Origin of the sequence: Lentibacillus salicampi (genome assembly GCF_004565465.1) — a bacterium.
Lineage (GTDB): Bacteria > Bacillota > Bacilli > Bacillales > Amphibacillaceae > Lentibacillus > Lentibacillus salicampi.
The window spans coordinates 36,934-58,734 of sequence record NZ_SRHY01000003.1 but is presented as its reverse complement, the minus strand read 5'-3'; the positions used below and the strand labels follow the sequence as shown (position 1 = coordinate 58,734).

The 21,801-nt window shown below is 42.9% G+C and carries 23 protein-coding genes and 1 other annotated feature; of the genes, 10 read left to right on the top strand and 13 right to left on the bottom strand.

Annotated elements, in window-relative coordinates; translation table 11 throughout:
* Positions 1-34: 34 nt before the first annotated feature.
* The 6 genes from sspI (at position 35) to E4U82_RS03725 (ending at position 5,876) form a co-directional block, all read left to right on the top strand.
* Entirely contained in the window at positions 35-259 is a 225-nt protein-coding gene (gene sspI, locus E4U82_RS03750) for a small acid-soluble spore protein SspI (protein WP_135108711.1), read from the top strand.
* Positions 260-558: 299 nt separating this feature from the next.
* Positions 559-2,142: a flagellar basal body-associated FliL family protein gene (locus tag E4U82_RS03745; protein WP_135108710.1), complete on the top strand. Its 1,584-nt coding sequence runs from the start codon at positions 559-561 to the stop codon at positions 2,140-2,142.
* 18 nt (positions 2,143-2,160) lie between these two features.
* Positions 2,161-3,381, top strand: a complete 1,221-nt coding sequence (locus E4U82_RS03740; protein WP_135108709.1) for an ABC transporter permease — start codon at positions 2,161-2,163, stop codon at positions 3,379-3,381.
* Positions 3,378-4,496 (top strand): ABC transporter permease, encoded by a 1,119-nt coding sequence (locus E4U82_RS03735; RefSeq protein ID WP_135108708.1) that lies wholly within the window; start codon positions 3,378-3,380, stop codon positions 4,494-4,496. Before E4U82_RS03740 ends, E4U82_RS03735 begins: the two co-directional genes overlap by 4 nt.
* A complete protein-coding gene (locus E4U82_RS03730; protein ID WP_135108707.1) occupies positions 4,489-5,160 on the top strand; it encodes an ABC transporter ATP-binding protein in 672 nt (223 codons plus the stop codon). Before E4U82_RS03735 ends, E4U82_RS03730 begins: the two co-directional genes overlap by 8 nt.
* Positions 5,161-5,225: 65 nt before the next feature.
* Positions 5,226-5,876, top strand: coding sequence for a lytic transglycosylase domain-containing protein (locus E4U82_RS03725; protein WP_135108706.1), 651 nt, complete (start codon positions 5,226-5,228; stop codon positions 5,874-5,876).
* Between the two features lie 161 nt (positions 5,877-6,037).
* Here E4U82_RS03725 and E4U82_RS03720 read toward each other — a convergent pair whose 3' ends face one another.
* Both E4U82_RS03720 and E4U82_RS03715 read right to left on the bottom strand, forming a co-directional pair.
* Positions 6,038-7,123, bottom strand: a complete 1,086-nt coding sequence (locus tag E4U82_RS03720) for a M42 family metallopeptidase (RefSeq protein WP_135108705.1) — start codon at positions 7,121-7,123, stop codon at positions 6,038-6,040.
* Positions 7,124-7,188: 65 nt separating this feature from the next.
* The gene (locus E4U82_RS03715) at positions 7,189-7,674 is read right to left on the bottom strand and encodes a dUTP diphosphatase (protein WP_135108704.1); all 486 of its coding nucleotides are present in this window, start codon (positions 7,672-7,674) and stop codon (positions 7,189-7,191) included.
* A 140-nt stretch (positions 7,675-7,814) separates the two neighbouring features.
* Between E4U82_RS03715 and E4U82_RS03710 the strand changes: the two genes are divergently transcribed.
* Entirely contained in the window at positions 7,815-8,207 is a 393-nt protein-coding gene (locus E4U82_RS03710; RefSeq protein WP_135108703.1) for a sigma-w pathway protein ysdB, read from the top strand.
* A gap of 63 nt (positions 8,208-8,270) precedes the next feature.
* Here E4U82_RS03710 and E4U82_RS03705 read toward each other — a convergent pair whose 3' ends face one another.
* From E4U82_RS03705 to E4U82_RS03655, 11 genes are all read right to left on the bottom strand, one after another.
* Complete coding sequence (locus E4U82_RS03705; protein ID WP_135108702.1) at positions 8,271-8,843, bottom strand: TVP38/TMEM64 family protein; 573 nt, start codon at positions 8,841-8,843, stop codon at positions 8,271-8,273.
* A gap of 208 nt (positions 8,844-9,051) precedes the next feature.
* Positions 9,052-9,408, bottom strand: a complete 357-nt coding sequence (gene rplT, locus E4U82_RS03700) for a 50S ribosomal protein L20 (protein WP_135108701.1) — start codon at positions 9,406-9,408, stop codon at positions 9,052-9,054.
* 52 nt (positions 9,409-9,460) lie between these two features.
* Positions 9,461-9,658, bottom strand: a complete 198-nt coding sequence (rpmI, locus tag E4U82_RS03695; protein ID WP_135108700.1) for a 50S ribosomal protein L35 — start codon at positions 9,656-9,658, stop codon at positions 9,461-9,463.
* 29 nt (positions 9,659-9,687) lie between these two features.
* Positions 9,688-10,191 carry a translation initiation factor IF-3 gene (gene infC, locus E4U82_RS03690; protein WP_135108699.1) on the bottom strand — a complete coding sequence of 168 codons (504 nt, stop codon included), beginning with the start codon at positions 10,189-10,191 and terminating at the stop codon, positions 9,688-9,690.
* Positions 10,192-10,263: 72 nt separating this feature from the next.
* Positions 10,264-10,391 (bottom strand) — a sequence feature (ribosomal protein L20 leader region).
* A gap of 192 nt (positions 10,392-10,583) precedes the next feature.
* Positions 10,584-12,509, bottom strand: coding sequence for a threonine--tRNA ligase (gene thrS / locus E4U82_RS03685; RefSeq protein WP_135108698.1), 1,926 nt, complete (start codon positions 12,507-12,509; stop codon positions 10,584-10,586).
* 916 nt (positions 12,510-13,425) lie between these two features.
* Positions 13,426-14,283, bottom strand: a complete 858-nt coding sequence (ytxC, locus tag E4U82_RS03680; RefSeq protein WP_245183519.1) for a putative sporulation protein YtxC — start codon at positions 14,281-14,283, stop codon at positions 13,426-13,428.
* A gap of 250 nt (positions 14,284-14,533) precedes the next feature.
* Positions 14,534-15,472, bottom strand: coding sequence for a primosomal protein DnaI (dnaI, locus tag E4U82_RS03675; protein WP_135108696.1), 939 nt, complete (start codon positions 15,470-15,472; stop codon positions 14,534-14,536).
* Positions 15,473-15,493: 21 nt separating this feature from the next.
* Positions 15,494-16,825: a replication initiation and membrane attachment family protein gene (locus E4U82_RS03670; RefSeq protein ID WP_135108695.1), complete on the bottom strand. Its 1,332-nt coding sequence runs from the start codon at positions 16,823-16,825 to the stop codon at positions 15,494-15,496.
* Between the two features lie 38 nt (positions 16,826-16,863).
* Positions 16,864-17,334 carry a transcriptional regulator NrdR gene (gene nrdR / locus E4U82_RS03665; protein ID WP_135108694.1) on the bottom strand — a complete coding sequence of 157 codons (471 nt, stop codon included), beginning with the start codon at positions 17,332-17,334 and terminating at the stop codon, positions 16,864-16,866.
* A gap of 26 nt (positions 17,335-17,360) precedes the next feature.
* Positions 17,361-17,783: a cytosolic protein gene (locus E4U82_RS03660; RefSeq protein WP_342447715.1), complete on the bottom strand. Its 423-nt coding sequence runs from the start codon at positions 17,781-17,783 to the stop codon at positions 17,361-17,363.
* 115 nt (positions 17,784-17,898) lie between these two features.
* Positions 17,899-18,930 carry a glyceraldehyde-3-phosphate dehydrogenase gene (locus E4U82_RS03655; protein WP_135108693.1) on the bottom strand — a complete coding sequence of 344 codons (1,032 nt, stop codon included), beginning with the start codon at positions 18,928-18,930 and terminating at the stop codon, positions 17,899-17,901.
* Between the two features lie 166 nt (positions 18,931-19,096).
* Between E4U82_RS03655 and E4U82_RS03650 the strand changes: the two genes are divergently transcribed.
* The 3 genes from E4U82_RS03650 (at position 19,097) to E4U82_RS03640 (ending at position 21,794) form a co-directional block, all read left to right on the top strand.
* Positions 19,097-19,699 (top strand): DUF5694 domain-containing protein, encoded by a 603-nt coding sequence (locus E4U82_RS03650; protein ID WP_135108692.1) that lies wholly within the window; start codon positions 19,097-19,099, stop codon positions 19,697-19,699.
* A 381-nt stretch (positions 19,700-20,080) separates the two neighbouring features.
* Positions 20,081-21,220 carry an ArsR/SmtB family transcription factor gene (locus E4U82_RS03645; RefSeq protein WP_167751322.1) on the top strand — a complete coding sequence of 380 codons (1,140 nt, stop codon included), beginning with the start codon at positions 20,081-20,083 and terminating at the stop codon, positions 21,218-21,220.
* A 199-nt stretch (positions 21,221-21,419) separates the two neighbouring features.
* Positions 21,420-21,794, top strand: a complete 375-nt coding sequence (locus tag E4U82_RS03640) for a VOC family protein (RefSeq protein WP_135108690.1) — start codon at positions 21,420-21,422, stop codon at positions 21,792-21,794.
* The last annotated feature ends 7 nt before the right edge of the window (positions 21,795-21,801 follow it).

Genomic DNA, 21,801 nt, shown 5'->3' with positions numbered 1-21,801 from the left:
TATCGTTAGTTAAACAAACAGAAGAGGTGGTTTCATGGATCTGAATTTACGCAAAGCCATTCTATCCAATATCGCGGAAAATGATCAGGAACAATTAGAAGCAACCATTACCGATGCTATTCAAGACGGCGAGGAAAAAATGCTTCCGGGTTTAGGGGTTCTCTTTGAACTCATTTGGCAACAATCAGACAACCAGGACAAACAGGATATGGTTGAAACATTGGAACAAGGTGTCAAACAAGCCAACACCGGCAACTAAGATATTTTTCAAAGATAGGTGCAGCCAATAAAGCGCGCCTATTTTTTATTTTAAAAATAAATCTTTTGACCTAGCTGTTGTTAAAACCATTTATTTACAAACGTCTAGTTTCCTTTTTTACCCATCTTATAAATCTATTGACTTATTACTTTTGATTCAATTATGAGGCATATTAATCTTTATTTTTCCACACAATTGACCATTGTTTTAAAGAATGATATATAATAGAACTATTGTATTAAGAAATGGGTTTCATAATACATATATTTTAGAAGGGTTCAGAAAGGAGATTATATGTAATGGAAGAGAATGATCAAACCAAAAAAGGGATGCCCAAAAAATTCATAGCCATAATCGTGGCTGCTGTCTTGGTTGTTGGCGGAAGTGTTGCTGCTTTTATACTAATTACCGGCTCCCCAAAAGCACAGTATTTTAAAGCAGAGCAAAACACCGTGGAATTTATGGCGGATAAAGTTGAGGAACGGTATCAGCCGGAATTTGACTGGGCAAAAAAGCGGTTGGACAATCCGGTTGAAAACACAGTGGAATTATCCGGTCAATATAACGGACCTCCTACAAGCGGGATGGGGATGAGCCCTGAACAATTGATCAATAATTCGACGTTAACCGTGACGTCTCAGTTGAATCAGGAGGAAAATCAGCTGGCAACCGATCTGCAATTGGATTTCGGCGGAATCGAAATGAAGGGTATCAAAATGTTCCTGGACGCCGACAATGCCGTTGTTGGCCTTCCATTTCTAGAAGAAGCCCTGCAGATACAGGACACTGATTTGAGTAAGCTGCTTCAGGAATCCGACCCCACGTTTGACGGTGCAGAAATCGATTTTGAAGCGCTATTCAACCAGATGGATGGTATACTGTCTGAAGAAGATAAAGAATATTTGATGAGCGAATATCTGATGATGGTATACAACGAATTGCCTGATGATGCTTTTGAAAATGAAAGTGAAACCGTTGATGTTCAGGGCGAGTCGATTGATACTGAAAAAATAACATTCAGCCTCACAGAAGAGCAATTAAAAGAATTAATCACAACCGTATTGGAGAAGGCTAAGGATGATGATCAGTTAAAAAAGATTATTGAACAACAAATCAGAAGTCAATTTGGAATCTTTACCTCGGGATCACTTCCTGCTGAAATGGAAGGTGAAGTAAACACGGCTATGGAGGATTTCCGGAAGTCGATTGATGAAGCGCTGAACGAATTGGAAGATTTCCAAATTCCAGATGGTTTAACATCCGTCATTTGGGTTCAGGACAATCTGATTGTTAAACGTGATTTTTCCATCGGTATGGCGCCAAAAGATGGAGACGTATCCACATTGTCGATTTCCAGTGATCAATTACTGAACGATTCTGAGCAAAATCTCGCCTATGAATTTGCTGTGGATGATGCGGCGGCAACATTGGATATCAATCTATCAAACCAGGACCATAACCTTGAAGATTCCATCACCATCGCTGGTGACGGAAACGAACTGTCGTACAACGGGGAATCCACACTTGAAGATGGCACAAGGGAGTTCGAACGGACGTTTTCATTCAGCAGTCCTGATCCAAATGGTTCCGGGAGTCTGAACTGGAGCGGAGAAGCAACGTATGAAAATGATCAAAAAACGGCAGATCATACGTTTTCCGTAGAATTGCCGGACTTGCCGCAGGATATGCTCAGCCTTCATATTAAAAATGACGCCAAAACCATTAAAAAGGTTGAACAGCCTGATGATTCGAATGTAAAAAACCTTGGCGACATGTCTGTACAGGAATTGGATATGTACTTCCAGACAGAAGTGGCCCCGAAATTCCAGCAATGGCTGATGGAGATGATGGGAGTTCCCGGCGGTAATATGAACAGCTTTTGATGAAAGAAGTGTTCCTGTATGATGTTCATAAAACATAGCTTTCTATTTATACAAAGCAACCTGAAGAAATTGCAGAGGAAGTGGCCCGCGCTTCCTCTGCTTTTACTGTTTCCCGTTTTACTTATATCACTCATCGCTGTTATGGTCATTTCCATCTTCCTACCTGGTGAAAACGAACCGATTCAGGTCGGACTGGTCGACCATGACAAGTCACAGGAAACCGAAATGGTCATCAGCTTAATTGAGGAATCATCGCAATTAGGAAGCTTTATCAACATGGAAGCACTAACACAGGAACAAGCAAACAAACAAATCGGTGATCAGTTGAGTGCCTATGTGAGTTTTCCCGAAGGCTTTACCGAAAACTTATACAATGGCCATTCCGTGACACTGCACATCACGGGGAATCCCGACAAGCAAACGGAAAGCTATCTTGTGAAGGAATTGCTCGACAGTATCGCACGGCATATTCGTACCGCCCAGGCAAATATTTTAACGGTCAATTTTTATGCAAAGCAATTATCTATTGACAACGAGGAACGCGAGGACATGCTGTTTCAACAGTTTAATAACTTTCTCATTTATACGGTTGGTAAAGACAAACTGCTGGACGAGGAGCAAGTCAATAATCGGGCGACAAGTACACCTGTTGACTACTATGGTCTGGCAGCCTGGTTTATGATCGTTACGATTTGGCTCTTCGCGTTTTATTCATTTTTTACTAATGATAAACAGAGCCGTATGCAAAACCGCATGCGATTATATGGGGTGACAATGCTGCAGCAATTGATGGCCAAAATATTCACAGCACTCCTCTTCACCAGCATTTTTGCAGGAATCGCATTTTATACATACACTTCGTTAATGGAAATGTCACTATACGGGGAAGATTATGTCCGCATCGCTCTGATCACCGTACTGTACAGCGTCACATACCTAGCTGTTCTGGCCATTCTCGAAACAATTTTTACGGGACAAAAGATACGGTTATTGTTGCAATCACTCTTTACGTTGATCGTTTTACTGGCGAGCGGAGCCATTATCCCAACGTTATACTTCCCGTTATATGTGCAGGATCTGCTGCCATACTTTTTTGCAAGTGAAGGGTTCCACTGGCTGCAAGAAATTCTATTAAACGGCAGACTCTATGCGGATTTCATACCGATGACCATCATGCTGGCGGCCACTATGATACTGTTCATGGGCACGTCCATCTGGAAGGAGCGTGCTCTCAAATGAAACAAATGATAGCTACACGCCTGATGCGTTGGAAAAAACAGTGGGTCAGCCTCTTATTCTGGCTTTTGTTCCCCCTCATTGCCACGATCTGCGTCACGATGGCTGCCGGCACACTGCAGGATGATGCAAAAGTGCCTGTTGGTGTTGTGCTGGAAGAGCAAACAGAAGCTACGGAAGAATTAGTGCAGGAAATAAAATCGGCTCCGTTTATCAGGATGACATTATTGTCTGAAGACGAGGCGCTATACGATTTGGAGAAACATGAGCTCGATAGTGTGTTCGTGATCCATGAAGGTTTTGCACAAAACGTTCAACAGGATAACCGGAACCGGTTGATCACCAGTTACAGATCCGATTTATCGTTTGCTTATTCCCCTGTCAAGGAGATGATCATCTCATACGTTCAGCAGGAAACCGGCCGATCAAAAACAGCGTTTATAGTCCAAGAGCTTGACCAGCGCTATAACGGCCAAGAAAATTGGGCATTTGAGGAAATCGTGACAAAAAGCAAGGCCATCCAGCAAAACGAGAACCTGCTGGAGACAGACCTCTCATTCCATGATACATCTGCAACGACAACTGATAACCCGCGATTGTTTCCTGTGTGGGGATTGTGGGGGGTGTTCAGTCTCCTTGCAACACTCCTTCTATTTGACTGGGTGGTGAAAGAAAAACGGTCTAAGGCACTGTTACGTCTGGCCTTTTCCCGTTGGTCCAAAACATCCTATTTGCTGTATAACTTTGTGTTGTATACGGTTGTTTTGTTTTTAGCTGACCTTATTACTGTTAGTATTGTTTACGTCATGTTTGAAGAGTGGGTCAGTCTTGTCCATTTAGTTATTTATCGTCTATTTATCAGTGCGGCAGCGTTTTTGTTTGCACATCTATTCAGGAGCACCTTCATCTATTACACCGTATCATTTGCGCTCGTTTTGATCGTTACGATCGTTAGTGGTGCGGCGCTCCCAACAGAGGCGAGCAGCCGGCTAGCATGGTTTGATTCAGTCAATCCGCTGGCACCGCTTCTTTCGGGAGATTATATCAATTTATGGTCGATAGCAGTTGTGCTGGCAGCTGTTTTGTGGCTGATCAGAAAGGAGCATTATCATGCTTGAAGTTCAGGCACTGTCAAAAGCATACGGCAAGAAACAAATTTTGAAGAATCTCTCCTTTTCCGTAAAACCCGGCGAAGTCATTGGACTAGTCGGGGAAAATGGAGCAGGTAAATCAACGCTGCTGCAGATTTTAGCAACGTTATCCAACCCGACAGCCGGCACTGTCATGTTAAATGGTGAGTCGTATCAAGTGAATTTGAAAAAAACCCGCAGACAAATCGGTTTCGTGCCACAGGATATTGCATTATGGGATGAGTTCACCGTCAAAGAGAATATGATTTTTTTCGAGAAGCTTTCTTGGAAGCATAAAAACGGTGATGAGCTCAGGAAACTATGCTATGACATGAAACTGAGCAAGTGGAATGAATCCGTCAAAAAGTTATCAGGAGGCATGAAGCGCAAATTGAACATCGCCGTCACCCTGATTCATGAGCCTAATCTGCTGTTGCTGGACGAGCCGACAGCAGGCGTTGATTTGAAATCCCGCAAAGAAATTGGTGCCTATTTGTCCAATTTAGCAAAATCCCGGGGGAAAATGATCTTATACACCTCACACGATATGGACGAAATCATGCAATTATGTGACCGAATCTATTGTATTGGAGAGGATCCATTTTACTATGACGTCTTACAGAAATATGGCGAACGTCCGGTGCAATTGTAAATAAGTGTTGCCCATTTGTGATTTCCATTATAAACTGTTAGTAACAGCAGTCAGGAGTGAAGGTTATGGATATACAGCATTTGCAAACATACTTGCAGCGGCAAGCGTTGGCAACGATAACATCATCAGCATCCGACAACAGTTCATGGAGCGCGCCAATGACAGATTTGCCGTTCAAACAAATGCTTCAGCAGCAGATCAACTCAAAGCCAGCTGATCAGGGCACATCATATGTCAGTCCATCGATGGACACGGGGACGAACTACACGTGGCCGTATGTTCTGGCAAACCAGCCAACTGCCAACATCACCCACCCTCTGTCAACCGATGCAGTATCAGAGGAGAGGTTTGCATCCAGCGTAACACAAGCCGCTGAAAAGTATGGAGTTGATCCGAAGTTGATTCATTCCGTCATTAAAGCCGAATCAAACTTTAACCCGAATGCTAAAAGCTATGCAGGCGCACAGGGATTGATGCAACTTATGCCGAAAACAGCAGTAGGACTTGGCGTCACCAATCCGTACGACCCCAAGCAGAATATCGACGGCGGGACAAACTACTTAAGCCGGATGCTTACAAAATATAATGGCAATATTGAGATGGCGCTTGCTGCATACAATGCCGGGCCAGGCAATGTGGACAAGCACCAGGGTGTTCCCCCATTTAAAGAAACACAGCAATACGTTGAAAAGGTAATGAATACATATTTGGCATAGGGATTTGCAGCTCGCACGAATAGAAACGCCCGGAATTAGACAAGGCTGCCAGTTATCCACAGCGCTTCCAAACTATAATTTCCTGGACGATAAAAAAATAGCACACCGAATTATTCCCACGGTGTGCTATCCGATCACTTCATTTAAAACTTTAGCGCAGATTAGTCAAATTTTATTTCTTTTACTTTATCAGCATCCAGATTTTTAATTGTTGCCACAATCAACTTCACGGCATTTTCAAAGTCATCACGGTGCAGTATTGCTGCATGAGAATGGATGTAGCGTGTTGCAATGGTGATGGACAGCGATGGCACACCATCTGCCGTTAGATGAATGGAACCGGAATCCGTTCCACCACCAGCAATGGATGCAAATTGATATGGAATGTTTTGCTCGTCTGCCGTATCGACAACTAAATCACGGACACCTTTACTTGGGACCATTGACGCGTCATAAATAATCAGCTGCGGTCCTTTACCAAGTTTGCTGTCCGCTTCTTTATCGGAAACACCCGGCATGTCACCGGCAATTCCAACATCCACGCCGAAACCGATATCCGGCTTGATGGCATGTGCTGATGTGCGTGCACCGCGCAGGCCTACTTCCTCTTGAATGGTACCGACGCCATACACCGTGTTCGGATGCTTTTCGCCTTTCAGCTGTTTCAATACTTCGATGGCGATGGCACAGCCGATCCGGTTATCCCATGCTTTGGCCATCAGCATTTTTTCATTTTTCATTTGGGTGAATTCAAAGTAAGGCACTATTGAATCCCCTGGCCGGACACCGAAATCCTGCGCCTCCTCCCTGCTTGAGGCGCCAATATCGACGAACATATTTTTAATCTCAACAGGCTTTTTGCGTTCTTCAGCTGATAACACATGCGGTGGTTTGGAACCTATCAGCCCGGTCACATCGCCACGCTTGGTCATGACCGTGACACGCTGCGCCAGCATGACCTGATTCCACCAGCCGCCGACCGTTTGGAAGTAGACAAAGCCATTGTCATCAATACGGGTAACCATGAAGCCAACCTCATCCAAGTGTCCAGCAACCATAATTTTCGGGCCATTTTCTTCCCCGGTCTTTTTCGCAATCAGACTTCCCAGGTTATCCGTATACACGTCATCAGCGTAAGGCGAAATATATTTTTCCATGACCTCCCGCGGTTCTTTTTCATCACCCGGGATTCCCCGTGCATCTGTCAAATCTTTCAGCATTGTATTCATGTCGTCTAAATTTGCCATATGTATGAACCTCCTTTATATTCCTCTATTATAACGCTAACGTCTTAAATGACAAAATCTTTCTGTTAATATCCCTGGTCCTGACGCTCGTAATTGACTTCATTCTTTTGTAAATAGGCATCTTTAACCCCTTGTTCATCAAATCCGAGTAAAACGCCCAACTGCAAATAACTTTCAAACAGCTGATGGTAATGTTCTTCTGTAGGTTCATGGTAAAATACCGTACAATGATCATACACGCGATTAAATTGCCCAGTTTCATCCGTTTCAATTGCGTTTACCGCGTCAGTTGGATACCGGTAACCTTTTTCCAGTCCCAGAGATAGTATAAAATGGATTCCATCGACGTATTCCTCTAAGATAACGGATGGTTTACTCCGTGGTTTCACACTCCAAAATTTAAAACACCTTGTCTCATTCGCCAACTCACCGAGCTCCACAAGCAAGGCTAAGTATTTTTCCCGAAACAAGTCCTTGTCCGACAAATCGTGCTGTGATTCAATATAGGCATCCAATTGTTTTTGCTTCGTATATAATGACGTCCATTCCACGTCAGCTTCCCCCATTTCGTGCTGAATCTATGTATAATAAGATTTGTTTATTATTATACCACGAAATCATCATATTCGTGAAACCTGCCGGAAAGCTAAAACGTATACATACTATCAAGCGTTACAAGGAGACAAGGGATATGATTGTTCTGTTATTTCGATTGCTCATCCTGGCCGCACTCGTTATGCTCGTCTATACCATCGTTCAATATTTCCGGAACCCTGACCGAAAGTTGCAAATTGCCAAAGAAACCAACATATTTTATATGGTGGATGACGCCAGCAATTCCAAAAAAAATATTCAATTTGTCTATAAGCGATGTTTATTTGAAGGCGAAAAATATATCGGCGCGACCGAAGACGCGTTTGAAGTGGTCGATATTCACATATTTGCCCGTGATGCTAATGAATTGGAAGGAATCACGCGAGATGACTTATACTTTATTGAGAAAGAATTACTGATCCGCTATCCACATGCTGCAATCACGTGGAAATACCCGATTAACAAGCTGATCCTGACAACGATTGATTAGAAGAAAGTATCTCTTGGCCAGCCATGAAAGATGCGCACCCATCGGATGGATGCGCATCTTTCATCATGTACTGACCTGAAAAAAATCCTGCCATTTAATAATCATTTCTTTCCGTCTCAGAATGTAGATGAGTGGCAGCAGCGCTAATAAAAATATGAGGATATGAATTGAAGATAAGCTGGATATCCATTTTCCCACCGACGTATAGACAAATGCCAGTGGAATATTTGTGAGTATGGATGACTTGGTATAGTCCCTGAAGTTTGATGATATTTCGATCAGACACACGGAGAGCAAATGAAAATGAATGAACGGCACAAGTCTCAAAAGCGCGATTTGCGATGTCGTCATGTCGGAGTGCTGTCCCATTAATTTTTGCCGCAGATGGACAAGTTTCGCGAACGTTTTCGGCATCCAGCGAATAACGGCGTAAAAAATAAGGCTCGAAAGAGTAATCCCGATAACAGAGTACAATGTTCCGGCAGCCGTTCCAAACAGCACACCGCCTGAGATACATATGAAAACTACCGGAAGAAAAAATAACGGTCTTAATAAATGAAAGCTGATGAATAAAATAGGCGCAAACAGCCCGCCCGTTTCAATAAAAACCATGATATAATTGCCAAACTGCTCCATATCCCGCCTCCTTTACCGGTACTTGTTTCATACGTCGGTACATGTATATGACAATAGACGAGCCATTATGACAGAAAAAAGCAAGATGGAGTTCCTATCCCCCTCCCCCGCGCCTCCTACTCCCTGACCTCCTTATCTGACGGCCATTAAAACGTTAATAAAAAAACAGCCCATCCCGGCGAACCGGATTTGGCTGTTTGGTTATCTTTTATTTCAATGCTGTTTTAGCTTTGTCAGCCAATTGGGAGAATGCCTGTTCATCATTCACAGCAAGGTCGGACAGCATTTTACGGTTTACTTCAACACCAGCTTGTTTTAATCCATGCATCAGTTTGCTGTATGAAATATCGTTCATGCGTGCGGCAGCATTAATGCGGGAAATCCACAGCTTGCGGAAGTCACGTTTTTTCTGCCTGCGGTCACGATAAGCATATTGACCGGACTTCATAACCTGTTGTTTTGCTGTTTTGAATAATGCATGTTTCGAACCATAATACCCTTTAGCTAATTTCAATACGCGTTTACGGCGTCTGCGCGTTACTGTTCCACCTTTTACACGTGGCATGTTAATTCCCTCCTAATACAATTGAAAAATCATTTATAGTTAACGTCTATACTTATTTATATGGAAGCATGGTTTTAATGCGTCGATAATCACTATTGGAAACAATAGAAGATTTACGCAGTTTGCGCTTCTGCTTTTGTGATTTGTTTGCAAACATATGGCTTGTATACGCATGCGCGCGTTTCAATTTTCCTGATCCCGTTTTACGGAAACGTTTTTGTGAACCTTTATGGCTTTTCATTTTAGGCATATTGGTGTCCTCCTTGGATCGATAATCGCTTAGTTTTCTTTGATTGGCGCAAGCATCATAAACATATTGCGGCCTTCCATTTTTGCTTTGGATTCAACAGTTGCCACATCTTTTGTTTCTTCTGCCAGACGGTTAAGAACTTCCCGGCCAAGGTCTTTGTGCGTAATAGCACGGCCGCGGAAACGGACAGAAGCTTTAACCTTATCGCCTTTTGTCAAGAATTTACGTGCATTCTTCAGCTTCGTGTTAAAATCATGGTCGCCAATTCCCGGAGTAAATCGCACTTCTTTTACGTTAATGATTTTTTGTTTTTTGCGCGCTTCTTTTTCTTTCTTTTGCTGCTCATAGCGGTATTTACCATAATTCATGACACGACATACTGGTGGTTTAGCATTTGGTGCCACCAAAACTAAATCCAGATCGCGCTTCTGAGCAATATCCAGCGCTTCATTGCGTGATTTAACTCCTAACTGATCCCCGTTCGAATCGATCAGACGTACCTCGCGGGCACGGATTTTTTCATTGACGTTCATATCTTTGCTAATTGCCAGCCACCTCCAAAATATTTTTATAATACGAGATCCATCATTGACAAGTGATTATATCGCAAATAAAAAGTGCCGGTACATATATGCACCCACACGTCTCCAATAATTGCTATTGAAAAGTTTAAGACCAGCCGACTGCACATAAGCGTCGATCAGGTGAGAAGCGGGTGCCTCTACTTGTCTCTAGATCATTTTATTCAACTTTTACAGAATAGCATCTATTAAACAGCGTGTCAACCATTCCCTTCCCCCTAATCTGTAAAAGTTCCATACTCAATATATCATGTATAAAACCAAAGAGGAAGCCCAAAACTTTAAAAACTGAAAATCCGGGCCATGCTGCACGCCCGGATTTTAGACTATTTTCTTAATACCTTTTAATCGATTTCTTCTTTAATCAGCGCTTTAAAATCATCAAAGCTTAACGTTTCTGACTCTTTTTCCCCATACCGGCGAACATTCACGCTGTCATTCTCAATTTCTTTGTCTCCCAGCACTAAGCTGAATGGCACTTTTTCGGTCTGTGCTTCCCTGATTTTATAGCCGATCTTTTCGTCGCGTTCGTCCACTTCAATTCGCACACCTTCGAATCGTAATTTGTCCGCGATTTCTTTGGCATAGTCCAGATGGGCATCCGGTGCTACCGGGACCACTTTCACTTGAACCGGTGCGAGCCACGTTGGGAAGGCGCCTTTATATTCCTCGATCAGAAATGCGACAAACCGTTCCATCGTTGAAACGACACCACGATGGATGACAACCGGACGGTGTTCATTGCCGTCTTGGCCGATATAAGTCAGGTCAAATCGTTCCGGCAATTGATAATCAAGCTGAACAGTCGAGAGCGTCTCGTCTTTGCCTAATGCTGTTTGCACCTGTACATCCAATTTTGGGCCGTAAAAAGCAGCTTCCCCGATAGCTTCGACATAATCGACATCCATTTCCTCCATTGTTTCCTTCAGCATGGCCTGTGCTTTCTCCCACATGTCATCATTATCAATATACTTCTCTTTATCTTCAGGATCACGGTACGACAGTCGAAAATAATAATCGTTAATCCCGAAATCTTTATAAACCCTTTGTACAAGTTCTACAACCCGGATAAACTCATCTTTTAATTGATCAGGACGGGCGAATATATGCGCATCATTCAGAGTCATCGCGCGAACCCGCTGCAGTCCCGCCAGTGCGCCGGACATTTCGTGGCGGTGCATCATGCCAAGTTCGGCGATTCTGACCGGTAAGTTCCGGTAGCTGTACATTTGATTTTTATACACCATCATGTGATGTGGACAGTTCATCGGGCGGAGCACCAGATCTTCATTGTCCATTTCCATGGTCGGAAACATGTCATCCTGATAGTGGTCCCAATGCCCGCTCGTCTTATACAAATCAACACTGCCCAAAACAGGTGTGTACACGTGGTCATAACCAAGCCGTTCTTCAATATCAACAATATAACGTTCAATAATGCGTCGGATAGTCGCCCCTTTAGGCAGCCACAACGGCAACCCCTGACCCACTTTTTGTGAAACCGTAAAAATATCCAGTTCTTTACCAAGTTTACGGTGATCCCGCTCTTTCCGTTCCTCTAAAATACGCAAATGGTCATCCAACTGGCTTTGTTTCTCAAAAGCTGTCCCGTAAATACGCTGCAGCTGTTGATTATTGCTGTCGCCGCGCCAGTAGGCTCCGGATATACTCAACAATTTAAATGCCTTGATTTTGCTGGTTGAGGGCACATGCACCCCGCGGCACAGGTCGAAAAATTCACCCTGTCTGTAGATCGTTACTTGCTCGTCTTCAGGGATCGCATCGATTAGCTCAAGTTTAAGATTGTCCCCGATTTCCCGGAACATCTCTTTCGCCTCATTGCGGGAAACTTCGATACGTTCAATTTCCAGATTTTCATCAACAATGCGTTTCATTTCTTTTTCAATCCTCGGAAGATCTTCAGGTGTCAGGGCACGTTCCAGATCCATATCATAATAAAAACCTTCCTCAATCACCGGGCCAACACCAAATTTTACATCACCATACAGCCTGGTAACCGCCTGGGCTAGTAAATGGGCTGTTGAATGGCGCATGATATCGATGCCTTCCTGGTTTTTATATGTGACGATTTCAATCTCACCGCCATAAGGAAGTTCCCTTCTCAGATCAAATAACATTCCATCCAACTTGATGGCCAGTGCCTGTTTTTTTAATCCTGATGAAATCGAAGCTGCAATGTCTTCTCCGGTTGTTCCCTGTGGAAATGGTTTACTCGCGCCATCAGGAAACGTAATGGTTAAATCTGCCATGTTTATCGCTCCTTCTTAAATCATTTGATTCGTAAACCTTGTAATATCAAGGATCATTTTTCGAAAAATTGCTACATCCCAACCTTCGCCATCGAGATAAACTGCGACGTAATGTTGCATGAGTGTTAAACTGCCGCTGCGGAAATACACTTGGTGCTCGTCGTGTTGCAAGTGATTGCGGGAAGCAGCACTCCTCGCAACTCGCAGCTAACTCGGCGGATGTTTTGCTCGTCGCTTTCCGTGGGCGGCTGATGAGCCTCCTCGAGCTAAGCACTAAGGGGTCTCATCCAGGCCTCTGCTCCCACAGGAGTCTCCGTGTATTTCCTCCGCTGGTTTTATTGACTGGTCTAGGAGTCGTGATAGAAATACGTTTAAAACCACTTCATTAGTCCGGGTGAGCGGAGGGCGGTGACTCCTGCGGGAAAAGCAACAGCTGAAGATCCCGCAGGAAGCGGTTTTTGCTTCCGAGGAAGCTGAAGCGTTGCCCGCGGAAAGCATCCGCCCGTAGCGATCCCGGACGGTGCGCGAGAAGTCGACATTCCAGTAAATACGTCGCAGTTTATGGATTTTACGTCCTAAACACAACCTTTTAAAAATGAGCCAATTAAAAAACGCCCGCCCCTCTGCTTCAAAGCAAAGGGACGAGCGCTCAGCACGTGGTTCCACCCTAATTTCCGCAAAAAACGCGGCTTCATTCATCTTTAACGCAGAAAATACGCCGCTGCTTACTTCATTATGTTCAACAGCAGAGTTCAAAGGTGGTAAACATTTGCCGGTATAGTGGAAGCTTTCAGCCGATGACTTCCTTCTCTTATCTATCCCTCATCAAATGATCATGTCCTTATCGTCACGTTTCCATTCATTCAGATTATATTAATGGTATTATAGCTTGTGTTTCTCAGAAAATCAAGTTTTATTATTTATTTTTTAAATCATACGGAAACGGAAAGTTACTGAGCGGTTCAAATTCCACCCGTTCCTGAAAAATATTGATCACTGTCAATGTTTTCGGATCTGATGGATCATCACCAAACAGCTTAATTTTTTCAGGTGCCATGGCAATCAGTGGTGATAAATTCAGCTCCTCAGCATCAAGGCCAACAATATAAAGCGGTTCTTTCTGCATAAGTATTCGTAAATCCATCCCGGAAAATGGTTTTCCATCCGACTTAAAAAATGAAAAGGGATCGCCCTGCAAAATGTGGACGGTCTGCACCACTGGCTTACGTTTAATGATGTAACTCCTGAGCATATCGATAAATGCCTGGTGATCTTCTTCCCGTTTAAATTCATCAATCGCAAGTCCGACATAATGGATAAGCTGATCTTTAAACACTTTCAACTGAAAATTGATGATGGAATCAAAATGGAGTACTCCGGAATTATTAATATTAGCCAGAAACAGTGAGTACAGCAATTGACTTGGATCTTTATTATTTCGAACAATTTGACTGTCTTCATCATCTCCCGCAAACACCCAATGCGCTAACCCCATAATCCGTTCAATTTCATCTGAATTTGTATAATAATAATCATGTTTAATAATACCGTTGATCATGTCAGTCAGCCGATGTGTCACGAAGACTCCGACCATTGCCCCCGCAATCGTTTCCATAAAATTATCGCTGGACTCCTGCTGATCCAGCTGCAGATGATTACCCCACTTTTCTGTCGTTTTCCAATGTAATTCAATCTTTTTGTTCAATTGAAACAGGTGCTCGCAAAAACTGATTGCCTCTTTATCCGACTCGAAATAAACTTCCAGCAAAAACATCACCCTCACCCAAAACCAAACTGTTACATTATATGGACATCCATCTGAAAAAATGTATGGTCCCTTGAAACTAGTAACTATCTATGGTTTAGCTGGCAAGATAGGATGATGCATTACCGCTCTTCTACTATTATATTCGGATCACAATACGAAAAGGGGGGCATCCCAAAAAATTTTATGAGACATGCCCCCTAATTGAAGTTCGTTTCGATTGTAGGAATGAGGAGAGACTCTTGTGAAACTTCGACGATCATAAATCACGGCGATTCTTGCCAATCAACTCAACTTCTTTGCTGACTTGTTTAATCCGTTCAATGATCCGGCCGGCCTTGACCGTCTCACTGCCCCCCCGGTTTGTTGTAGCAAGTTGCTCTTCCAATTGTGCCAAACTATAATTGGACGTAAAGAATACCGGTAAGTTTTCCATCATGCGATACTGTAAAATAGATCCTAGTATCTCATCCCGAAACCAGGCCGATTGCGTTTCGGCACCAATGTCATCGAGCATCAGAACGTCCGTCTTTTTGAAATAATTGATCTTTTGATTAACAGAATCGTCTTTGATGGAGCTTTTCATTTCCCGGACGAATTCAGGCATATAAATGAGCATGGATGATATGTTTAACCGCTTCAGCTCATTTGCAAGCGCACCGAGAAAATACGTTTTCCCAACCCCAAATGGGCCAAAAAAGAAAAGACCTTTTTCGGGAATAGCCGTCTTGGCCTCCTTCAAAAAGTTTAACATTTCATAGACAACTGGCTTCCGCTGCTGGCCGTTGACTTCAGAAATACTATCGATACTGGCATTAAAAATTTCCTTTGGCATGTAGAGGCTCTGGATCAAACTTTGCTGTTCTTTTTGTTTTTCATAATCAATCCTGTTATGACATTTTTCGTATACAAGGTGTATTTCATTATTATCTGTGCGCAGGATGGGCGAATAGCCTTGCATCATATTCACACATTCACCAAAGGACTTGCACTGATCGCATTGCTTGGATTGTGTCTTATATTCGTAAAGTTTAATAAGACTTTTATCAATTTCTTTTTGTGAAAGCTGTGGGTTAAGCGACAGGAACTCACTAATTTCAGGGTCATTTAGAACGTCTTCCCTTACTTTCAGATAGTTTTCTTTAAAATTCTTGTTTTGCTCCATCCATTTTTTGATTTCAGACTGTACTGGCTTCATAATCGTCATCCTTGCAAATGATTATTGTTTTCCGTCCGAGAATTCCCGGAGAAGAGCTGCAAATTCTTCGTTACTTTCTGTCGTGACCGCATTATTCTGTTGAACATCAGGTTGTTTCTTTTTCCGTTCTTTAAACCAATCGGGAACAACTTCTTTTGACGCGGACTTCCGGTAGTTTTGTGGTTTATTTTTACTTTGCTGGTATCGGGACTTTTGATTTTTCGCAAATGCCATTGCTTCGGCGGCTGTTTTCAAATTAGCGCGTGACCAGTGGCTGGCGATCGTTTCCATATATGCTTTGGATAATTTCATATCGGATTGCAGCAGCACATAATGAATAAGCACATTCATGACCGGCGATGGTAAACCTTGTGTCGTCATCACGTCACGGATCACTTTTAAATCCTGGCTGGATGCCTGCCCGCCATTAGACAAATCTTCCAGCAGTTGTTTCGGTGAAATCTTTTCCAGCTTCAGGATCAGCTGTTCTTCTTTCGTCGTCGGTTTGTAGTCCGTTTCAGCTGTTTCGGTTTCCTTTTTATCGGTCAATTTGACAGCCGCCTGTTGGTGTTTGGCCTGAAATAGGTCGTGACAGGCCTCCTTAAATTCCTTGGCAGCAAGTGTATTCTCATCAGTCAGTGCCCATAACACAGCTTTTTCTACTTCAAATTCAGCCAAGTCATATAGCGTCAGCATTTGTGACATCAATTTTTTGTTGGCGGCAGTCAATACCTTCCTGACCGGGATCATCCGTTTTTTGAGCATTTGTTCCATCCAGGAAAAATCAATCGATGGAATGTTGACGTCAACAGGCTGATTTTCTTCGGATTCTGAGATATCCAGTTCTGTTGTATGCGGGTGAAATGTTTGAAAAACATCATTGAATACAGCGGTAATGTTTGTCCCTTTTTGGGTTGTCTGTACCCGAAAATGATTCTGCAGCATAGCAAACTTTGCCTGACCGATATGATGATACAACAACTGTGTCAACATGTCATCAGCAAAAAATTCAGCAGGTGCAAATGGACGCTGAATTTCGTATGTATAGGTGTTATGTGCAGTAGATTCCTGCCGATAGGTTTTCAGTAACCCGATTCCTTCAAGTTTTAGTCGGGCTCGGTAAATGTCATCCAGCGGCAAGTTCATATAATTCATCAGTGTGTGATGGGTCTGGGCAGTAGATCCATCCTGAAAATCCAACTCATTGAAAAGCGTCTGGTACAAAGAAATGGCCTGAATGCCGACTAGCGGCTGATACAGGTGTGTTAGTGATTTGGTATAGTCGGCTGGGAGACTCCCCTTCAGTACGACCTGATACCCTTCGATTGGCAGAATTTTTCCAATATCATCCATGATGCTAACCCTTTCTTCTAACTGATGCACCGAACCATTCATTCGGATTGTTCTTTATCCGATTTAATTAAATCCTTCAGTTCATCCAAAAATACTGATATATCCTTAAATTGACGATAAACAGATGCAAAGCGGACATAGGCTACCTCATCAATTTCTGAGAGTCGCTCCATGACCATTTCACCGATCTCATTGCTCTCTACTTCAGAAACACCTGTATTACGGAGTTCTTTCTCTACATCCACCGCAATGCCTTCAATTTTTTCAAGTGGAACGGGCCGTTTTTCACATGCCTTAATCAAACCGCGAATAAGCTTCTCACGGCTATATTCCTGGCGTGTGCCGTCTTTTTTGACAATGATTAACGGTACCTCTTCAATCCGTTCAAATGTCGTAAATCGAAAGCCGCACCGTTCACATTCCCGGCGTCTGCGAATCGAACGTCCTTCTTCAATCGGGCGCGAATCCAATACTTTTGTACTTTTGTTTTGGCAATTTGAACATCGCATATTGTCCAACCCCACATTTATTATTACTACCGTTTGTTTTCGATCAGCGGCAGTTCCTTATCGGCGTATGAATACAATTCCTGAATCACTTTATAGCTGTAGCCAAAATCAACTGGAAGCATTGACTCCGTTGTCACTGAAAAATCAATCGCCGTTCTGTATGGCCTGACCATAATCACGGTCGCGACCAGAAATGCCTTTTTCCCTTTCACAATAGCTGAACTGATTTCTCCGCGGTCCTTGGATATCGCATTAATGCGGTATTTGGGGTCGCTTTGAAATAGATTTTCCAGCATGTTGATGCCTTTTTCGCTGGTAGTCTTATAATAGTGTGTCTGCAGTGACGGATCGATATGTACATCATTTGTTTCTGCATGATCACTGAAATACCTTGCAATAGTCTGACGAAAAGACATCACATGCACCCCACCCCAAATAACTTTCGTCAATCATTTTATGTCTCCTTATTGTAACATGATTTTTGCGTGTGCAGTAAATAAAAGAAAAAAAGATTGACGCATCTTTATGTTAAAATGGTCAATCTTTTTTTCTTCATGCGATTTATCACGAAACTTTCACATGATGCTGTTTCATATAACTTCCAACGTGTCTGGCGAGGTCAACAACCCGTTTGGAGTAACCCCACTCATTATCATACCAGGCTAATAGTTTAATCTTCTTATCTTCCATAACCATCGTTGTCAATCCATCTATTATAGCAGAATAATCGGTTGTTGTATAATCAATCGATACGAGTGGTTCATCACTGTATTTAATTATACCTTTTAGTTCATTTTCCGATGCTTCACGGAAAATGTGATTGACCATTTCCGGTGTGACGGATTCCTCGACGTCAATGACCAGGTCAACAAGGGAAACATTTGGTGTCGGAACCCGCAATGCCATGCCATGCAGTTTTCCATCCAGATGCGGTATGACCTTGCCAAGTGCTTTTGCTGCGCCTGTTGATGTCGGGATGATCGACTGTGTGCATCCACGGGCACGGCGCAAATCTTTATGCGGATTATCAAGATTCTTTTGATCGTTTGTGAACGAATGCACCGTTGTCATCAGACCATTGACAATCGTCAGGTTATCATCCAGCACACGCACAATCGGCGCGAGGCAATTGGTCGTACAGGAAGCATTCGAGATCACCTCATCCTGGTCAGGATCGTAGGACTGTTCGTTGACGCCCATAACGATTGTTTTATCGATTTGTTTCCCGGGAGCTGTAATAACGACTTTTTTAGCGCCTGCCAAGAGATGCCGGCCTGCCTCTTCTTTCGTTTTGAATTTTCCTGTCGCTTCAATTACGATATCAATCTCATAGTCTTTCCATGGCAATTTTTCCGGTTCGCGTGAACTGACCAGATGAATGTGTTTACCATCAACATCCAGACCATTTTGGAGCGCTTTCACTTCCCCTTCAAAAATACCATGGATACTGTCATACTTGATTAAATGTGCCAGTGTTTCAGGAGGATAATTGGCATTGATTGATACAACATCCAAATTATTATTATTTACCGCCTGACGAAAGACCATCCGTCCAATGCGGCCAAATCCATTAATAGCAATACGGGTTTTACTCATTTGACATCCCCCAATTTATGTTATACTTTTAAGTCGTTGTTTGGAATTAGTATAACATATTTAAATGAAAATGTGCCAGACTTTAACGAAAAATTCCCGTATCAGTTAAAAATCATATAAATGTCCGTGTTACAATGGATAAAATGTATTATTTAGGAGAACTGACATGACAACGGTAAACCAAAAGCCAAAAGTAATCGTGCTGGGCACATTTCATATGCGACCTACACCTGATTTGATCAAGGGTAAACAAAATGACATAGTGAAGCCGGAAGTGAATGAAGTGCATCAGTTCGGTTTTAGACTCGCTTCGGAATTACGGCATGAAAAAGTATATGCGGTTGACTGGATGGAGGAAATTGGTAATATCGGACTTGGCAAGGTTTTTGACTGGGCGGAAAAACATCAGCCGGAAACGATTGAAATGATTAACAAATACTACCGGCCAAAGATTGAACGGGCAATGGTGAGTCCAAATATTTTCGATCGCATCCGTGCCATTAACACGGAACTGAACATCAAGCTGAACCATGAAATGTATATGACGATTGCCCGCATTGGACGGGGAAATGGGTATGTAGGAATAGATTGGGTGAGATGGTGGTACCAGCGCAATCTGACCATCTATGCCAACCTGACAGAAATCACCACCTGCCCTTCCGACCGCACACTGCTGATTATTGGAAGCGCGCACGTTCATTTGGTAACACAGTTTTTGCAGGAAAGCGGATTGTTTGATGTGGTTCCGGCGAATGATTATTTAGTGTGAAACTCACTCGAATAGTTTAATCAGTATCATATTAATGTAACCACGTGGTTTGCTTTTGCACCAGCAGGAATCACAACATGATTATTCTCTTTTCACTGTTTCCCACGTTAACACCCCCATTACCGCGATGAAGGCCTTTTCCGCGGTTTTTCAACCTCATTCAGGTCTTCATAACTTTGATGAAGGATGTTTTCTTGCGGCTCAGCCATTATTTGACCGTTTCTCGTTTCAAATTTCCTCCAGCACTTTTACTCCGAATATCACTAAACGTAGAATATACTATTTTTCGAAAACTTCCACTTGACTTTTAATGAAAGGGCGATCACCATATACTATATGCAAATATTCAATATACAGATATTAATAAAAAGGAGGGCGACTGTGGAGAAAGCATTTTTTGTGCCTGCCTACCCTAAGCCAAACTTGAGCACTGCACAATCGTTAGGTGTTAATCTTCTGACGACTATCCAGCTGACAGATTATTATTTCAACAGTTCCACGCTTTCATCAGAATGGTTAAAGGATTTCGCCGCCAAGCTGCCTGATCAGACTAAAAATGACCTGCGTTTGCTGCGGACCGTATTCGCTCATGGTGTTATTTTTCGGGGTTATTATATAAAAACCCATGCTCATCTGAATGATGATTGGGAAGCATTTATCGGCTGGTGGAAGAGCATGTCTGAAAGAGAGATCCTGGACCTTCTCATTTATGGGATCAGGGAGACAATGGATTATTACTATCAGTATCTGCCACGTATTCAGCCTGTCGAGAAAACAATGAAGGGTGTGAGCCTGGCGGAAGATCAATTAAAGGACCCGAAAAACCGCCGCAGAGCCATAAAAGCTGTTTTGGAGAGCTGGTCAGTGCAGGATATAGAGGAATCGCTGGCATTCTATAATGATTTGCAGCTTGTTAAAGATAGAATTGTACGATTGATCGAATCGTTCTGGTCATCCGGCTTCAAGGAACTTTGGGAACGTCAACGAGACAAATTATATGAATGGCAGGAGCATAATGATACAAAGTTATCCAAGTCATTCCGCACCAACGTCGAGGCCCTGCTTGAGATGACTGGTCTGTATCCCGATACAAATGAGATGGACAAGCTGAAACGATCAGAACAACTGACATTTATACCGGTTGTTAATTTGGGAAGACTGCTGACCTTTGAAAATACCAACCAGCATATGTATGTTATGTTCGAACCTTCCATCAATACATCAGAAAGAAAAACGAATGCATCGGGAAAACATTTGACCGCTATGTCACCCGCCTTCGAAGGCCTTGGCGATCAGACACGATTAGAAATTCTTGGCCTGCTTGCAGACAACACGGAGATGTTTGCCCAGCAAATCGTCACGAGGCTCGATATGAAACAAAGCACGCTATCACGTCATTTGAACCAATTACACAAATCCGGGCTCGTTTCAATTCGCAAAGAAGGTACTACAAAGTACTTTTCAATCAACAAGAAAGCCATTAAACGCGTGATAAACGTGTTGGAAGTAATTTTCCAGTAAGTGGTGATCGATAAAAATCCATGGATGCCATAATTAGTATTTAATTTTAATATTTACTATGATTGCCGCGGCATTGTCGCCCATAGGAACCATGTTTTTATGGCATTGCTGTTCGGCATACTGCTGCTGTTTGTCCTTTATACAACCATAAATGAAAAGAATTTGACTGTCAGCTTAATATTTCAAGGAGGCATTACAAATGGCAAATTTTAAAATTGAAAAACTCAACACGATCGTGATCCCGGTGAAGGACATGGAAAGATCCAGAAGTTTCTATAAAGAAGTGTTGGGTCTTAGGGAAGATTTCGTGGAAAACGGGATGGCCAACTATTCAGTCGGGAGTGGTGATGGAAAAATGACCATCATGCTGCATATCATTGACGAGCCTGAACCGGTTGAAAAAGGTGTGACCTTTGAATTAATGACTGATGATGTCACGGCGGCTGTTCAATCCATCAAAAGCGGCAGTGGCAAAATCGTTCAGGAACCTGTGGACCGGGATTGGGGTGTGAAGGAAGCTGTCATAGCTGACCCGGATGGTTATTGGATTTGGGTTGTCCAGCCATTGTCATAAGGAGAGG

Excerpts from the sequence above, each read along its gene's own strand:
- sspI (WP_135108711.1), top strand. The coding sequence starts at position 35 with ATGGATCTGAATTTACGCAAAGCCATTCTATCCAATATCGCGGAAAAT.
- E4U82_RS03745 (WP_135108710.1), top strand. The coding sequence starts at position 559 with ATGGAAGAGAATGATCAAACCAAAAAAGGGATGCCCAAAAAATTCATA.
- E4U82_RS03740 (WP_135108709.1), top strand. The coding sequence starts at position 2,161 with ATGATGTTCATAAAACATAGCTTTCTATTTATACAAAGCAACCTGAAG.
- E4U82_RS03735 (WP_135108708.1), top strand. The coding sequence starts at position 3,378 with ATGAAACAAATGATAGCTACACGCCTGATGCGTTGGAAAAAACAGTGG.
- E4U82_RS03730 (WP_135108707.1), top strand. The coding sequence starts at position 4,489 with ATGCTTGAAGTTCAGGCACTGTCAAAAGCATACGGCAAGAAACAAATT.
- E4U82_RS03725 (WP_135108706.1), top strand. The coding sequence starts at position 5,226 with ATGGATATACAGCATTTGCAAACATACTTGCAGCGGCAAGCGTTGGCA.
- E4U82_RS03720 (WP_135108705.1), bottom strand. The coding sequence starts at position 7,123 with ATGGCAAATTTAGACGACATGAATACAATGCTGAAAGATTTGACAGAT.
- E4U82_RS03710 (WP_135108703.1), top strand. The coding sequence starts at position 7,815 with ATGATTGTTCTGTTATTTCGATTGCTCATCCTGGCCGCACTCGTTATG.
- E4U82_RS03705 (WP_135108702.1), bottom strand. The coding sequence starts at position 8,843 with ATGGAGCAGTTTGGCAATTATATCATGGTTTTTATTGAAACGGGCGGG.
- rplT (WP_135108701.1), bottom strand. The coding sequence starts at position 9,408 with ATGCCACGTGTAAAAGGTGGAACAGTAACGCGCAGACGCCGTAAACGC.
- rpmI (WP_135108700.1), bottom strand. The coding sequence starts at position 9,658 with ATGCCTAAAATGAAAAGCCATAAAGGTTCACAAAAACGTTTCCGTAAA.
- infC (WP_135108699.1), bottom strand. The coding sequence starts at position 10,191 with ATGAACGTCAATGAAAAAATCCGTGCCCGCGAGGTACGTCTGATCGAT.
- thrS (WP_135108698.1), bottom strand. The coding sequence starts at position 12,509 with ATGGCAGATTTAACCATTACGTTTCCTGATGGCGCGAGTAAACCATTT.
- ytxC (WP_245183519.1), bottom strand. The coding sequence starts at position 14,283 with ATGTTTTTGCTGGAAGTTTATTTCGAGTCGGATAAAGAGGCAATCAGT.
- dnaI (WP_135108696.1), bottom strand. The coding sequence starts at position 15,472 with ATGAAGCCAGTACAGTCTGAAATCAAAAAATGGATGGAGCAAAACAAG.
- E4U82_RS03670 (WP_135108695.1), bottom strand. The coding sequence starts at position 16,825 with ATGGATGATATTGGAAAAATTCTGCCAATCGAAGGGTATCAGGTCGTA.
- nrdR (WP_135108694.1), bottom strand. The coding sequence starts at position 17,334 with ATGCGATGTTCAAATTGCCAAAACAAAAGTACAAAAGTATTGGATTCG.
- E4U82_RS03655 (WP_135108693.1), bottom strand. The coding sequence starts at position 18,930 with ATGAGTAAAACCCGTATTGCTATTAATGGATTTGGCCGCATTGGACGG.
- E4U82_RS03650 (WP_135108692.1), top strand. The coding sequence starts at position 19,097 with ATGACAACGGTAAACCAAAAGCCAAAAGTAATCGTGCTGGGCACATTT.
- E4U82_RS03640 (WP_135108690.1), top strand. The coding sequence starts at position 21,420 with ATGGCAAATTTTAAAATTGAAAAACTCAACACGATCGTGATCCCGGTG.